This is a genomic window from Halobacillus andaensis, from assembly GCF_014636475.1.
In the GTDB taxonomy this organism is placed as follows: domain Bacteria; phylum Bacillota; class Bacilli; order Bacillales; family Halobacillaceae; genus Halobacillus_A; species Halobacillus_A andaensis.
In genome coordinates this window covers 394557-408793 of the sequence record NZ_BMEL01000002.1, presented here as the reverse complement: position 1 = coordinate 408793, position 14237 = coordinate 394557, and the positions used below count along the sequence as shown (strand labels likewise).

Sequence of the window (14237 nt, the reverse complement as noted above, 5' to 3'; positions counted from 1 at the left end):
AATTATGGATATAGTGAAATATGGGTTAGTCCTGTTGTTTCATTTAAACCAAGTACTAGATTCATATTTTGTACCGCTTGGCTTGCTGCACCCTTCATTAAGTTATCGATCACAGCGACAATCGTAAGTCGTCCGGTTCTTTCATCAAGTGCTAAGCCAATATCGCAGTAATTCGATGCATACACATCTCTTGTGCATGGAAATTCTCCTGCTTTTCGTACTCTTACGAACGGTTCATCTTGGTAAGTCTGTTGATATAAATCAACCAATTCATCTAATGAATGAGATGCTTTTAAATCAACATAAATCGTCGACATAATTCCGCGCGTCATAGGTACAAGGTGCGTAGAAAAAGTAACAGGCTCTGCGTCTGCATCCCAACGGAGCAGCTGCTGTTCAATTTCCGGGATATGCTGGTGCTGATTCACTTTATAAATGCGGAAATTCTCTTGGGTGTTGGCAAAGTGTGTCACCGGGCTTGCCTTTTTCCCTGCGCCGGAAACACCTGATTTCGCATCGATAATAATTCGTGATGGATCAGCCAATTGCTTATTCAATACAGGTCCTAAGCCTATGAGCGTAGCTGTAGGATAGCACCCGGGATTAGCAATAATCTCTGCCGATTGAATCTCTTCCTTATTCCACTCAGGCAGGCCGTACACCGATTGTTCGATGATTTCTTCTGTCGCGGCCTCATTTTTGTACCAGTTCGTGTACGCCTCACGATCCTTTAAACGAAGGTCACCTGAAAGGTCGATGACTTTCCCTTTTCCTCCTGTAAGTTGAGGAGTGAGTTCGCTGGATACCCCTGCGGGCGTTGCAAGGAAAATGATATCCAGCTGCTCTTTCATTTGCTCTGGTGCAAGCTCTTGTAGTACATATTCTTCATTATTCACATGACTGTATATTTCCTGAAAGAATTCTCCACTTTGCGTAGAAGAATATAGTTTAATAGTTTTTACTTCCGGGTGGCCGTTAAGCAGTCGAAACAGCTCAACACCGCCATACCCAGTGGCTCCTACAATTCCAATTTCCAACCTTCATTCACCTCATTTATGTGTATGTATATTTATTATATATAACGTATATTTATGCTATTATTACTCTTGTAATAAAATCTGTCAACAGCTAAGGGAAAGTTTTAATATATATTTTTATATATATAGGAGGATTTAAAATATAGAAGTATTATTAAACACGGTTAGTAAGCGTTTACAAAAACGAACGGAATTTTTTCATTAAAATTTGTGAGGGTGATACGGACGAATCTCAGTCATTCACCTGCGAATATGGATTGTTTACCGACGATAAACCTTCATTTACCACTAATTTACAGTCGGATTACACCTTTATACATACAAAAAGACCAGCTCACTAAGAGCTGGTCTTTTACATTTACTCGATATCGAAAGATTGAAAAATACTTTTTTCAGGAAGCTTGTATACTTCACGTCCAAGTAGATGATTGATAATTACCTTATTGCGGTGAACGGCTAATCCTAAATTCGTTGAACCTACGCCATGTGTGTGGGAAATTCCACTATGCACATAGATTTCATTTTCAACGTTTTCGGTTTTTTTCAATCGATAATCTGCTTCTACCTTATATCGCCCTTCTTCATCCCACTCGAGAAATTCACTGAGGTAATGGATGAATTCTGGAACGTACGGCTTATAACCCGTAGCTGTAATAACCACTTCAGACTCATGCTGGTATGATTCTTTTTTCTGCCAATGGAAACAATCAAGCACATAACCTGTTCCATCGCTTTTCGGCTCAATGCCTCGCACTTCACTGAGCACCTGAAGGCCAACGTTTAACTGATCGTTTCCCACGGAATATTCATAAAGCAAGTTATAGATATCTTCAATGGTATGGTTGCTAATTCCTTTGTAATACAATCCTTGATTGGCGAAAATCTCGTCCTTATCTTTCTGTGGAAGCTGATAGAAATACTTTACGTAGTCTGGAGAGAAGTGTTCAAGACTTAGCTTTGACTCCTCCATGGATTCAAAGCTCGCCGATCGTGTGATCCAATCGAGTCTAAAACCGCATTCCCGTTGTTCTTTTAACAGCTCTCGAAACGCTTCGGCAGCACTCTGACCAGAACCGACAACAGTCACTGATTTAGCGTTGCGGCAGCGATCTTGTTTGGGGACGTAATCAGCGGTATGGAAGACATCCTCGTCTGATAAGTTTTGAAAAGACTTAGGCATAACGGGAACGCTCCCTGTTCCCATCACCATATGCTTGGTTTTATAAACGTTTGTTTCGTTTGTTTTTACGTTCTCCACCGTCACTTCAAAATAAGTCTCTTCTTCTTTCACGTGGCGAATGTTTGAAACTCGATGACCAAATTGACAGCTGCTTAACTGTTTAGACACCCATTGACAGTAGTCATTGTATTCACGACGGGGAATATCGAGCCTCTGCAGAAAATAGAACTGATACATTCGGTCGTTTTTACTAATGTAATTTAAAAAACTATGCTTATTTGTAGGATCCGCCATCGTTACTAGGTCTGCTAAAAAAGGGACCTGCAGCTTCGTTCCTTCAATTAGCATCCCTGGATGCCAGTCAAATTGTTCCTTTTGTTCAAAAAACAGAGTGTTGACTTCGTCGATCTCGTCTAATAAAGCGGCGAGGCTTAAATTAAAAGGTCCTACTCCCACGCCAATCAAATCATATATTTCTTCCTGCTGTACCATTTCGATTTCACTTCTCCTTTTTCTAAAAACACCGGCCATTTTAAATAATCTTAATCCTCCTCATATTATCATAATCCCTTTAAAAACTATAATAAGCTTTTGTTTATTCTTTATATAAGAAAGCGAGAATTGTTACCTTTAGCGTTTCCGAAATACAAAAGGTTATCATTCAATAAGCACAGGAAGAAATAACTATTTTTTATTAAACGCATAAATAGCTTAACTTTTGCTTTTTTCACTTGTTAATATTCGCAACTTTTAAACACTTATCGGTGAAATCTCTGCCGATACCGTTATCTAACCGTGCCGCTCGTTATTATGATTTTATTCCAGCCGGACTTACGGCTGGAGCTGTTAAAGAATAACAAAAAGCGTGAAACGGACGCCCCTTCATTGGACCGTTTCACGCTTTTTTATATGGAAGTCGATAACGCTTGTAAAATGGCAGCCTTTAACTTCGGAGTTGAGGCTCGTAAATCTTCCACCTTGTACATTCCTGCATAATACTGAATGATAAACCCATCAACAAATGAAACTAAAAGAGAAGCTCCAAACCGATTATGAAGGGCAGGGTAACGATTATCTGTATCAAGAGAAGAAAGTTTCTCCTGTAAATGATCCACCATCCCAGTAAACGAGCCAGCAAAAGTCGATTGATAAATGCCGCCTTGGGTGTAACGGCTCATCACAACCTTAATAAGGTCAATGTTTCTGTCATTATATTGCCAAGAGTCGTATAGAAACTGCTCGACAAACTCTTCTACTGTAGAAGCTTCATTCTCATCTAACGATTGAATGTAATCCTCTTCTAATTTCTTTAAAATTTTATCCATTTCTTGTTTTGAGGGTGTATGACTCATATTCTCACTTCCTTAACTCAAATTAATTTTCAAAAAATACCCTTCCCTTCTATTTAAACCTTAAACATTCTTACTTCAACCAACATTTGACACTCGCTTCGTATAATTACTTATCGATTATTCTTCTGGTTGCTTTTTATGTGCGATAGTGTCGAATTTATGCATATGGAACATCAAGTAGATGCTTCTGATTGCCAAGCTTTTCTAGAACAAAAACAAGGATGAGCTTTATTCCAAGCTCATCCCTGTGTCATTAGACCGTTTTTATTTTATGAAAAGGAGATTTAAGATTGTTGATCTTTAAACTTCATTATTCCTGAGAATAAAAGAAGGATGGCGCCTAACCCAATTAAAACGGAGTCAGCTTCTTCAAAAGCAACTTCGATATTCAATAGCCACAAACCTACCCCTATTAGAAATAAAATCCATCCAGCAATCGATAATTTGCGTTGCATGGAAACTCTCCTCTCCACTCAAACTTATAAAAATTGTAACATGAACGAAACGTTTTTGAATGAATGACCGTAAAAAGAGTAAAATGAAAAGTAAGCAAAGGAGCCTCAATGCTATGGCGTATATGAACCTCATTCATAATCGAAACGACTATCTCCCGTTACTTCTGCTAGCGGATGAAAATGAAACGATTGTTTCAGAATATATAAATGAAGGGGAAATGTATGCGATCATCGATCAAGATCAATTAGCAGGTGTCTGTTTATTTGTGTTTCCCCAAAATGATGTCGTTGAAATTAAAAATATCGCGATTTATCCAGAAAAACAAGGGAAAGGTCTAGGTAGGAAAGTTCTTTCTGAAGCATTTACGATGTTTCAGAAACGGGAATTACGTGAAATTATAGTAGGAACAGCGAATTCCAGCTTAGAAAATATAGCGTTTTATCAAAAATGCGGTTTTCGAATGAATGCCATACGAAAAGGTTTTTTCTCACGTTACCCTGAGCCTATTTATGAAAATGGTATTCAAGCACTTGATATGATTGTTTTTTCAAAACACCTTAATTAAAGGAGATGAACGGATTGAAAAAGAAACTGTACAAATCAACAAGTAACAAAATGCTGACAGGTACGTTAGGCGGAATTAGTGAGCTGTATGATATTGATTCAAGTTTGTTAAGAATATTGTATGCGGTAGGAATATTTTTAAGCAGTGGATTTCTATTGCTCGTTTATATCGTCGCGGCATTTATTATGCCGACAGACAAAGAATTAAATAACGAAGGCTAAAAAATCCCCCACAACTCCTTCAGTTGTGGGGGGAATCTTATTCACCTAAAAATTTATCTAATTCTTTCTTCACAGTAGTAGCTTCAGAACCAATAATGATTTGAATGTTGTGCTTATCGATTTTAATAACTCCGTGAGCACCTGTTTGTTTAATCTTTTCCATATCTACAATCGAGGTATCTTTCAACTCTAACCGCAGTCTCGTCATACAGTGATCATTCGTTGTCACATTGTCTTTTCCTCCAATATACTGAAGGATTTTCTTAGCCATATACTCATGGTTGGAATGAGAAAGCTTTAATTCTTTCTCTTCTTCGCCAGCTTCCTGATCGAAATCAACTTCTTCTTCCCTACCAATTAGAGGAATGTCCTTTTTCACGATAATGAAATAGAACGTAAAGTAGTAGAGCGCGAAGAATGCAAGTCCGACTGGAATGATGAGGAGTCCTCCATCCGACAGATTTAAATTCACGACATAGTCGATGACTCCTGCTCCCCATGAGAAGCCATGTCTTATATGCAATAGATAAAGCACGGCGCCGGCTAATCCTGTATAGATAGAGTGTAAGAAGTAAAGTAAAGGAGAAGTGAATAGGAACGTAAATTCAATTGGTTCAGTAATTCCCGTCACAAAAGATGTTGCCGCTCCTGAAGACATCAATGTTTTTGTCTCTTGTTTTTTCCTTTTAGCGGCTTTAGTAATCGCTAAAGCAATGGCTGGAATACCAAACAACATGGTTATAAAGAAACCGCCTATAAAATAACCAGCTGTCGGGTCTCCGCTTAAAAAGCGTGTGATTTCCCCAGTGACCACTTCCCCTGAGGCCGTTTCATACTCCCCTAGTCCAAAGTAGGCATACGTATTAAGAACGTGGTGTAATCCAAATGGCAGTAAGAATCGATTTAAGAAACCGAAAATGAATACACCAAATGCACCTAAACCTACCAACGTTTGACTAAAGGCATTAATTCCCGCTTCTGCATACGGCCATATAAGAGCCATTAAGCCAGATACAGGGATCATCGTAAAAATAATCATCGTAATTGGGAATTTTTCTCCGCTGAAGAAGGCAAACATACTTGGCAGCTTAGCATCCTTAAACTTGTTGTAAATATAAGCAGCCAGCAGACCTGCCATGACACCTCCAAACACACTCATGTCTAGATCAGAATTTATAATTCCAAGCCCTTCTTTTAAAACAATGATGGAGAGAAATCCAGTAAGTGCAGGTATTCCTTTATCTTTTGTTTTAGCTAGTCCCATTGCAATCCCAATCGCAATAAGAGCATCCATTTGGGCTAAAATAACGCCCGCAGCCTGATAGAGAGGAATATCGAGCATATCTTCAGCCGTCAAGCGCAGTAAGAGACCAGCAATTGGCAAAGCAACAATTGGAATGAGTAATGACTTTCCTAACTTCTGCAAAAAGCTTTTCATGTTTCTTCCCCCTCAAAATTAGTTATAGTTAGAGATCCTGAAACGTGGAAGTTCTTATATCCTTTCTTGAACGAATGAGTTCTACTCTCCCCTGATCAGTAAGAAACTCGACTTCGTCTACCCTTGGATACGTAAATGACGAGGTAGAAAGTAACTTCTTATCTAAATAGGCTGGATGAGCCATAACTTCTACCGTGTCATGTTGATCAAATAATTCATCAAGAGACTCTCCATTTTTTAAAGCGGTTTCAATTAAATATGAAAAAGAACTTGTCGTTTTAACCCCGTTATTTTTAAACTTTTCCATTACGTCATCGCTCATATTATTACGGACAGGCAAGTCATATTCCTTAGCAAGTCTCATAAATACCTTAGGCATCTCTCCAAATGAATTAATATGATGGTGACTGTCTAAATGGGTAGGGTTTAATCCATAGGAAAGAAATTTCTCAATTTGTGCTTTCCACTCGTCATAAACTTCCTCATAATCAATCGTGAAGGCCCCTTGATAAAAACGCAGGTTTCGAAAATCCCCTTGAGCGTCCACAATCGTTCGGTGAGTATCTAACAAGGGACGACCACAAGTTAATACTAAATGGACGCCAACTCCTAAAGACGGGTTATCTTTGGCTAGCTTTGCTGCTTGATCTCTTCCAGGCATATTGGTCATAAAAGTCGTTGATGTTAATACACCTAATTGAAAAGAATCGATAATACCAAAGTTGACGCCTCGCGAATAACCAAAGTCATCTGCATTTATAATTAGCTTTTTCATCACCACTCCACCTTTTTAAGTCTCCTTAAGAAAGAAGACATTCTATTCATAATTCGGCCAGTACCCTTTATTAGCAACTATTAAGTCTTCAACAATAGCCTTTGCTTTTTTCACGTTTACTACTGTGCGATTTAACGTTAGCGCTTGAATAAGTTTTTGTTTATTATTTTCAAAGTATGATTCCACCACTAACTTTTCATAAGCTAGTTGACCTTCAATAAGACCTTTGTAGAAAGTTGGAATTTCTCCAACAACCAACGGTTTGGCTCCCTGACTTGTTAATAAGCAAGGTACTTCTACCATCGCATCGTCTGGCAGGTTAGTAATAACACCGTTATTTTCTACAATCACAATAAAACGCTGGCCCGAATTATAAGCAAGAGACGCTGCTGCTTTTATCATAAAAACACCATGAATATCAACGTGAAGGTCAGCACCTTTCGCTGTTCCTTTTTCTATCATTTGATCACACGTATCATGAACACGCTTTTGTCTTCCCTCGATCACTTGTCTTGCTCTTGTATGGTTAGGATCTTCTTTTTCTACCATATCTTCCGGGTATAAATAGTATTGCAAGTAAGTGTTTGGCAAGAATTCCGGGAAATCGATCAGCATTTGCCGGGCTTGTTCGAACGTTTTTTGCCAGGATACGTCGTTTGCAATTTCCGTATCTTCCGGAGTAAAGCCTGTTTCTATAATTAATTGCTTCAAGCGTTCCGTATGATCATTACCTTCTTTATCATAAATCTTTGTAAACCATCCGAAATGGTTCAGCCCAAAGTATTCAGGTACGAGGTCCCACACGTCTACATCAAGGATCTTTGCGTAACTAATCATAATAGCAATCGGCATGTCACAAATATTTAGAAGACGGTAATCATGTGGGAATTCTCTCTTTAAGGCATCCGCAACAATAGCAGCTGGATTGGTGTAATTAAGAATCCATGCCTCTGGAGCATATTGGCGAATATCATAAACGAGTTGAATCATATCTCTGATAGACCTTAAACCATATGCCATTCCTCCAGGTCCGCATGTTTCTTGTCCGACCACTCCATGCTTCAAAGCAATTTGTTCATCTTGCTCCCGCATCGCCAGCCCACCCGTACGAATCTGTACAAATACAAAATCAGCTTCTTTAAAGGCTTCTTCTTTATTGGTAGTGTAAGAAAAAGACTCTAATTCAGGGTACTGTTCTTGAAATAGAATTTGCGTAGCTTTCGCATTCCTTTCTTGACGTTGCTCATCTATGTCATAGAAGACAACCTCCTTTAATGGAAAACGTTCTTTTTCTTCTATTAGACTCATCATCATCCCCATCGTGTAAGTGCTTCCACTTCCAGCGACGACTAAGCGCTGCTTTTTCATGATGTGTCTCCTCTCTTTAAATTATCTGTTAATTTATTTATAACACTAATTTAATACAAGTACAATACCAAACATGAATTAAATATGTATTATAAATAATAAATAATTTGCTTTAATGGAAGTTTTTACATAATTGAAAGTGTAAATTATAAAAATGGATGAAAATTATCTTTATATGATTTATAGTTGTATTATGTATTAATACAAGTTAACTTTTAAAACAGGATGGTGACCATGTTGAATACCGGCTCCCCTTTATATAAACAAGTAGCAGAGCAAATAAAAAAAGATATTATTAAAGCCAAATTAAATAAAGATGAGGCCATTCCCTCAGAAAATAAACTTGTTACAAAGTATCAAGTTAGTCGTGTAACAATAAGACAAGCCATACAACTACTAGTACAAGAAGATATTCTCTATAAAGTTAGAGGAAGCGGAACCTATGTAAAAAATGTAAAGATTGAACACGATATCTATCGTTTACAAAGTTTTACTGAAGAAATGACTCATTTAAACCAAACGCCTACCAATCAAATTTTAGATTTTAATATGCAAAACCCTAGTGAAACCATCAAAGAAACATTACAACTCAAGGATGGAGAGAAAGTCTTCTTTATAAGGAGATTGAGATGTGTGGATGACGAACCTATGATCTTAGAGGAAACGTATATGCCAGTTTCTTTATTTCCTGACCTATCAGTCGAAGTGATGACAAAATCTAAATACGATTATGTGGAAAAAAAAGGATACGTAATTAAAGAAAGACAAGGAGAAATTTTACCTTTATCGCCAAATGAAGAGTTAAAGAAAACACTGCAGCTTGAAAATGATTCATCTATACTATCTATGAATTTATGGGCTTACTTTGAAGATGATACGATCTTTGAATTTACTAAGCTTTACTATAGAAGTGAAAAATACACCTTTAAATTCACCTCTAAGCGCTTTTAACGAAGGAGAGTGTATTCAATGAAAATCATAAAAGTGGCATCCTACGAAGAAATGAGTGCTCATGCAGGTCAAATCATCATTAATAAAGTTAAAGACCATCCTTCTTCTATTTTAGGTCTAGCGACGGGCGGAACTCCTTTAGGAACTTATAGAAGAATAATAGAAGACCATGAAAGAAACCATACTTCTTATCGAGATGTTTCTACAATAAACCTTGATGAATATGTGGGGTTGAACGAAGATCATCCTCAAAGTTACCACATGTACATGAAAGAACACTTATTCAGTCAAATTGATGTTCAACCTCAACACACCTATCTGCCTGACGGTACAGCTAAAGACCTGTCAAAAGAGTGTCAACATTATGATCAATTGATAGAAAAATTAGGAGGCATTGACCTTCAACTATTGGGCATTGGTCAAAACGGGCACATTGGCTTTAATGAACCAGGAACGTCGTTTGAGAGTCGAACTCATGTCATCGACCTTATGGAATCCACTCGAAAGGCCAATGCCAGATATTTTTCAAATGTAAATGAAGTCCCCCACCACGCTATTACAATGGGGATCCGATCCATTGTTGAAAGTAAAGAAATTCTACTACTGGCTTCCGGTAAAAAAAAATCTAGCGCGCTTAGCAGATTATTAGAAGGAAATGTAACAGAAGAGTTTCCAGCCTCTATTTTAACTAGACACCCCCAAGTAACGCTTATTGCTGATGAAGCAGCTTTATCTAAATCCCAAATATAATAAAAGCCGCCACCCAACCGATAACGGCTCTTACTAAAATATCCGAGCACAAAGTGCTCGGATATTGTTATTATAGATCCATTTTCCTATTAAGAAGCTGCGCCATCCTTTAAGGTCTTGTCGCACGAAGAGTAAACTTGTACTCATCACTCTTAAAATGGTTTTCACTATATTCGAAAATCGTTCCATCCTCAAAAATACTGTAGGACTCCATTTTTAAAATAGGTGTTGTTTCCTCTACTGTTAGAGCTTGGGCAATATCCTCACTCGGTAAAATAGGGATCACTTCTTGAAAGCTTTCCTTTATTCTTTTGCCGACTTGCTTTTCAATATAATCGTATTTAGAACCAGTCATGATGCTATAAGATAAGTGCGGAAACATATCGACAGGTAAAAATGTGTCTTCTACAACATAAGGAACGTCATCCACTAGTCGCTGCCTTCTTACATAAAACACCTTATCCCCTTCTGAAAGCTGAAGCCTTCTTCTTACGTGATCTTCCGGCTCAATCAACTGAAAATCTAAAATTTTATTAATAGGCTCTTTATTTAACTTTCTCATTTCTTCGGTGAAGCTTAACAATTCAAAAATATTATGTTCAATTTTTTGTTCCTTCACGTATGTGCCGCTTCCCTGGACTTTTTCTAGCAATCCTTCTTCAACTAATAATTTAATCGCTTGCCGGACAGTTACCCGAGAAGCTTGATATTGCTCTGACAGATGAAGTTCTGTGGGGATCGCTTCCCCCTCTTTCCAAACTCCTTTCGCAATATCCTCTTTTATTTTTTGAGCAATTCTTCGATATAAAGGCGCAGCCATCGTAATCCTCCTGTTCTTCATTACCCACATTATAACGAAAACCTAACTTTTTTTCGATCTATATGTTGACGCTTTCAATAATATGTATTATATTCATATTAAATAGTTATTAATACAAATACAATACCTTTTAGGAGGCCATCATATGAAAAAGCAAAACCTTGTAGTAGTAGGCGGAGGAAGCACGTATACGATCGGAATGATTATGAGCCTAGTTGCGGAAAAAGAACAATTCCCATTAAGAACGATAACGTTTTACGACACAAATGCTGATCGTCAAGAGAAGATTGCCAAAGCTACAGAGATCATCCTGAGAGAAAAATATCCTGAACTAGAAGGTTTCTATTATACAACGGATAAAGAAGAAGCACTTACGAACGCTGATTTTGTATTCGTTCAAATTCGTACGGGTGGTTTAGCCATGCGTGAAAAGGACGAACAAATCCCTCTTCGTCACGAAGCCGTGGGCCAAGAAACATGCGGTCCTGGCGGAATGGCCTACGGATTACGCTCAATTGGAGATATGATTGATCTTGTAAACGATATACGTCACTACTCACCTGATGCCTGGATTCTAAATTACACGAACCCGGCAGCGATTGTCGCAGAAGCTCTTCGCCGCGAATTCCCTGACGATCAGAAGCTTCTAAACATTTGTGATATGCCTGCTGCTATTATGGTAAGTTACGCCGGAATCTTAGGAAAAGATGTATTTGACCTTGTTCCTGAATACTTCGGTTTGAATCATTTTGGCTGGTTCACAAAAATTCTAGACAAAGACGGCAAGGATCATACAGATACTATTAAACGCGCCATTACAGAGGATGGATTTATCCCTGAAGATGCTGAGATTGCAAATGATCCTTCTTGGATCAAAACATTCAAGCAAGTTGAACAAATGGTAACGGACTTCCCGGAATACTTGCCAAACACGTATCTGCAATACTACCTCTATCCTTCTCAAATGGTTGAGAAAGAAGATGAAAATAATACACGTGCTCGTCAGGTCATTAACGGAAGAGAGAAACGTGTACACACGCTTGCTGATCAAATCATTGCGGATAACTCCACAGAAAATGTAGAGCTTGAAGTTGATATTCACGGGCGCTATATGATTCGTGTCGCTGCTTCAATGGCTTACAATAATGGAGATATTTTCATCGTCATGGTTGAGAATAACGGAACCATCGCCAACCTTCCTGATGATGCAATGGTTGAAGTACCATCACTGATAACGAACCGTGGTCCTAAGCCATTAGCTGTTGGTCACATTTCTACTTTCTATAAAGGATTAATTGAAGGCCAACTAGCTTATGAAAAATTAGTCGTAGATGCTTACTATGAAAACAGCTATGAAAAAGCCCTTCAAGCTTTAACATTAAATCGTACAGTAGTCGATGCGCCTAGAGCACGAAAAATACTAGATGACATGATTGATGCAAACAAAGAGTATTGGCCAAAGCTGCATGCCAATAAGAAAGCTGTCACGGTTTAAGAACAAAACAGACCCGTTTAATTTTATTCGGGTCTCTTCCATTCCACTTCAAGAAAGCGTTTCCTTAAAGGAGGATCAATCAAGTGAAAAAGCATTTTGGTAGTTTACAGAAGTTTGGTAAATCACTCATGGTGCCTGTCGCTTTACTTCCCGCGGCGGGTATCCTGCTAGGGTTTGGAGCCGCTTTAACCGGTCCATTAGCAGACTCGTTAACCTTTTTACAAAATGAGACGATTCAATTCATCGGTGAGGGCATGTCTGATATTGGGATAAGCATTTTTGATAACCTAGCCATCATCTTTGCCATTGGAGTAGCCATCGGACTTACGAATGGCTCAGGTATTGCCGCATTAGCTGCTTTACTCGGATACGTCATCATGAACAAGACCATCTCTTTTGCTCTCGGTATTACCCCTGAAATGGTAGAAGAAAGCGGTGAGTATGGGATGGCAGTTGGTATCCCTACCCTTGAAACCGGGGTTCTCGGTGGTATTATTGTCGGTCTGTTAGCCGTATGGATCTACAATAAGTTTCATGAGTTCGACCCTCCAGAAGTGCTCGGCTTCTTTGCAGGTGATCGTTCAGTAGGGATTGCGATGGTTTTCTCTTCTATCTTTTTAGCTCTTGCTATGATGGTGGTATGGCCGCCTATTCAATTGGGAATTAATGCCGCGGCAAACGTAATTGCCAATGGAGCTACAAACCCGCTATATATTGGTTTGTATGGATTTCTTGAACGTGTATTAATTCCAACAGGCCTTCACCACATTTGGTATGCACCATTCTTATGGACATCCTTAGGAGGAACGGCAGAAGTTGCTGGAAGTGCTGTGTCCGGGGACCAATATATTTTCCTCGCCCAAATAGCCGAAGGTGTGGAAGTCACTGCAGGACGCTTTATGGCCGGAAAATTCCCTGTCATTATGTTTGGACTGCTAGGAGCAGCGCTTGCTATGTATCGTCAAGCGGATAAAAAGAATCGTCCTGTCGTTAAAGGAATGTTAATTGCTGCAGCAGGTACAGCTTTCTTAACAGGTATTACGGAACCAATTGAGTTTACTTTCCTATTCGTTGCTCCATTGTTGTTTGTATTTCACGCCGTATTGGCCGGTATATCATTTGCAGTCATGTACATGCTAAACGCCAATGTAGGCTGGGCCGGAGGTTCTGGCTTAATCGATTATGTACTTGTTAATGCTATTCCTGGTACAAATAACTGGTGGATGAATATAGTCGTTGGTGCTGTATTCTTCGTGATTTATTACTTCTCATTTTCTTTTGCGATTAAGAAATGGGACCTTGCTACGCCTGGAAGAGGCGGACAAGAAAATAAACTGTACACTCGCCAGGATTTCAACGAAAAGAAAAAAGGAAGTAAATCTCAGCAAACGAAAGAAACAGCCGCATCTATTATGGAAGCTTTAGGTGGAGAAGAAAACTTGAAACATGTAGATGCCTGCTTCACGAGACTCCGTGTTGAAGTTGATAAAGTTGATAAAATTGACGAAGACCGGCTGAAGAGTCTCGGTGCGGCTGGAGTTGTAAAAGTTGATCACAACATCCAAGCGATCTTTGGAGGACGTTCAGACCTTTATAAAAACGAAATCAATCGAATTCTAAATGAAACAAACGCTTCTTAACAGGAAAAGCCCTCTAACTCTGCGGAGGTCACTGAAAAAGTCCTTTCTAATGTAAGTTGGTTGTTGATTCTCACGATTCGTTTGTCGGTGGATGCTTGCCGCGGGCACGGCCTCAGCTAACTTGGTCAAGAAGCTCACTTGACCAAGTGGATCTTCGGCTCGCGCTGTTCCCGCGACGCACCGGACGTG

14 protein-coding genes are annotated in these 14237 nt (G+C 38.9%); 6 read left to right on the top strand and 8 right to left on the bottom strand.

The genetic code is table 11. The features are described from left to right. Positions 1 to 2: 2 nt before the first annotated feature. The 4 genes from argC to IEV27_RS09445 form a co-directional block, all read right to left on the bottom strand. Positions 3 to 1037 (bottom strand): N-acetyl-gamma-glutamyl-phosphate reductase, encoded by a 1035-nt coding sequence (gene argC / locus IEV27_RS09460; RefSeq protein ID WP_188377213.1) that lies wholly within the window; start codon positions 1035 to 1037, stop codon positions 3 to 5. A gap of 358 nt (positions 1038 to 1395) precedes the next feature. Then, positions 1396 to 2709 (bottom strand): lysine N(6)-hydroxylase/L-ornithine N(5)-oxygenase family protein, encoded by a 1314-nt coding sequence (locus tag IEV27_RS09455; protein ID WP_188377212.1) that lies wholly within the window; start codon positions 2707 to 2709, stop codon positions 1396 to 1398. A gap of 413 nt (positions 2710 to 3122) precedes the next feature. Continuing rightward, positions 3123 to 3569 (bottom strand): hypothetical protein, encoded by a 447-nt coding sequence (locus IEV27_RS09450; RefSeq protein ID WP_229735055.1) that lies wholly within the window; start codon positions 3567 to 3569, stop codon positions 3123 to 3125. 284 nt (positions 3570 to 3853) lie between these two features. Then, positions 3854 to 4024: a hypothetical protein gene (locus IEV27_RS09445; RefSeq protein WP_188377211.1), complete on the bottom strand. Its 171-nt coding sequence runs from the start codon at positions 4022 to 4024 to the stop codon at positions 3854 to 3856. 113 nt (positions 4025 to 4137) lie between these two features. On the opposite strand from IEV27_RS09445, the gene IEV27_RS09440 reads away from it, so the two are divergent. Next, on the top strand, positions 4138 to 4590 hold the full coding sequence (locus IEV27_RS09440; RefSeq protein ID WP_229735053.1) for a GNAT family N-acetyltransferase: 453 nt from the start codon (positions 4138 to 4140) through the stop codon (positions 4588 to 4590). Positions 4591 to 4604: 14 nt separating this feature from the next. Next, complete coding sequence (locus tag IEV27_RS09435; RefSeq protein WP_373868087.1) at positions 4605 to 4811, top strand: PspC domain-containing protein; 207 nt, start codon at positions 4605 to 4607, stop codon at positions 4809 to 4811. 37 nt (positions 4812 to 4848) lie between these two features. Here IEV27_RS09435 and IEV27_RS09430 read toward each other — a convergent pair whose 3' ends face one another. Genes IEV27_RS09430 through IEV27_RS09420 form a run of 3 tightly spaced genes read right to left on the bottom strand, consistent with a single transcriptional unit; the run spans position 4849 to position 8392 of the window. Next, positions 4849 to 6249 carry a PTS transporter subunit EIIC gene (locus tag IEV27_RS09430; RefSeq protein ID WP_188377209.1) on the bottom strand — a complete coding sequence of 467 codons (1401 nt, stop codon included), beginning with the start codon at positions 6247 to 6249 and terminating at the stop codon, positions 4849 to 4851. 28 nt (positions 6250 to 6277) lie between these two features. Further along, positions 6278 to 7024: a chitin disaccharide deacetylase gene (chbG, locus tag IEV27_RS09425; RefSeq protein ID WP_188377208.1), complete on the bottom strand. Its 747-nt coding sequence runs from the start codon at positions 7022 to 7024 to the stop codon at positions 6278 to 6280. A gap of 42 nt (positions 7025 to 7066) precedes the next feature. Beyond that, positions 7067 to 8392, bottom strand: coding sequence for a 6-phospho-alpha-glucosidase (locus tag IEV27_RS09420; RefSeq protein WP_188377207.1), 1326 nt, complete (start codon positions 8390 to 8392; stop codon positions 7067 to 7069). 234 nt (positions 8393 to 8626) lie between these two features. Between IEV27_RS09420 and IEV27_RS09415 the strand changes: the two genes are divergently transcribed. Next, positions 8627 to 9343, top strand: coding sequence for a GntR family transcriptional regulator (locus IEV27_RS09415; protein WP_229735051.1), 717 nt, complete (start codon positions 8627 to 8629; stop codon positions 9341 to 9343). Positions 9344 to 9361: 18 nt separating this feature from the next. After that, the gene (gene nagB / locus IEV27_RS09410) at positions 9362 to 10093 is read left to right on the top strand and encodes a glucosamine-6-phosphate deaminase (protein ID WP_188377206.1); all 732 of its coding nucleotides are present in this window, start codon (positions 9362 to 9364) and stop codon (positions 10091 to 10093) included. A gap of 109 nt (positions 10094 to 10202) precedes the next feature. Here nagB and IEV27_RS09405 read toward each other — a convergent pair whose 3' ends face one another. Then, complete coding sequence (locus IEV27_RS09405; protein ID WP_188377205.1) at positions 10203 to 10913, bottom strand: GntR family transcriptional regulator; 711 nt, start codon at positions 10911 to 10913, stop codon at positions 10203 to 10205. A gap of 145 nt (positions 10914 to 11058) precedes the next feature. Here IEV27_RS09405 and IEV27_RS09400 point away from each other — a divergent pair, with 145 nt between their 5' ends. Both IEV27_RS09400 and IEV27_RS09395 read left to right on the top strand, forming a co-directional pair. Next, entirely contained in the window at positions 11059 to 12408 is a 1350-nt protein-coding gene (locus IEV27_RS09400; RefSeq protein WP_188377204.1) for a 6-phospho-alpha-glucosidase, read from the top strand. Positions 12409 to 12491: 83 nt separating this feature from the next. Beyond that, on the top strand, positions 12492 to 14048 hold the full coding sequence (locus IEV27_RS09395; RefSeq protein WP_188377203.1) for a PTS transporter subunit EIIC: 1557 nt from the start codon (positions 12492 to 12494) through the stop codon (positions 14046 to 14048). The last annotated feature ends 189 nt before the right edge of the window (positions 14049 to 14237 follow it).

Excerpts from the sequence above, each read along its gene's own strand:
- IEV27_RS09455 (WP_188377212.1), bottom strand. The coding sequence starts at position 2,709 with ATGGTACAGCAGGAAGAAATATATGATTTGATTGGCGTGGGAGTAGGA.
- IEV27_RS09450 (WP_229735055.1), bottom strand. The coding sequence starts at position 3,569 with ATGAGTCATACACCCTCAAAACAAGAAATGGATAAAATTTTAAAGAAA.
- IEV27_RS09445 (WP_188377211.1), bottom strand. The coding sequence starts at position 4,024 with ATGCAACGCAAATTATCGATTGCTGGATGGATTTTATTTCTAATAGGG.
- IEV27_RS09440 (WP_229735053.1), top strand. The coding sequence starts at position 4,138 with ATGGCGTATATGAACCTCATTCATAATCGAAACGACTATCTCCCGTTA.
- IEV27_RS09430 (WP_188377209.1), bottom strand. The coding sequence starts at position 6,249 with ATGAAAAGCTTTTTGCAGAAGTTAGGAAAGTCATTACTCATTCCAATT.
- chbG (WP_188377208.1), bottom strand. The coding sequence starts at position 7,024 with ATGAAAAAGCTAATTATAAATGCAGATGACTTTGGTTATTCGCGAGGC.
- IEV27_RS09420 (WP_188377207.1), bottom strand. The coding sequence starts at position 8,392 with ATGAAAAAGCAGCGCTTAGTCGTCGCTGGAAGTGGAAGCACTTACACG.
- IEV27_RS09415 (WP_229735051.1), top strand. The coding sequence starts at position 8,627 with ATGTTGAATACCGGCTCCCCTTTATATAAACAAGTAGCAGAGCAAATA.
- nagB (WP_188377206.1), top strand. The coding sequence starts at position 9,362 with ATGAAAATCATAAAAGTGGCATCCTACGAAGAAATGAGTGCTCATGCA.
- IEV27_RS09405 (WP_188377205.1), bottom strand. The coding sequence starts at position 10,913 with ATGGCTGCGCCTTTATATCGAAGAATTGCTCAAAAAATAAAAGAGGAT.
- IEV27_RS09400 (WP_188377204.1), top strand. The coding sequence starts at position 11,059 with ATGAAAAAGCAAAACCTTGTAGTAGTAGGCGGAGGAAGCACGTATACG.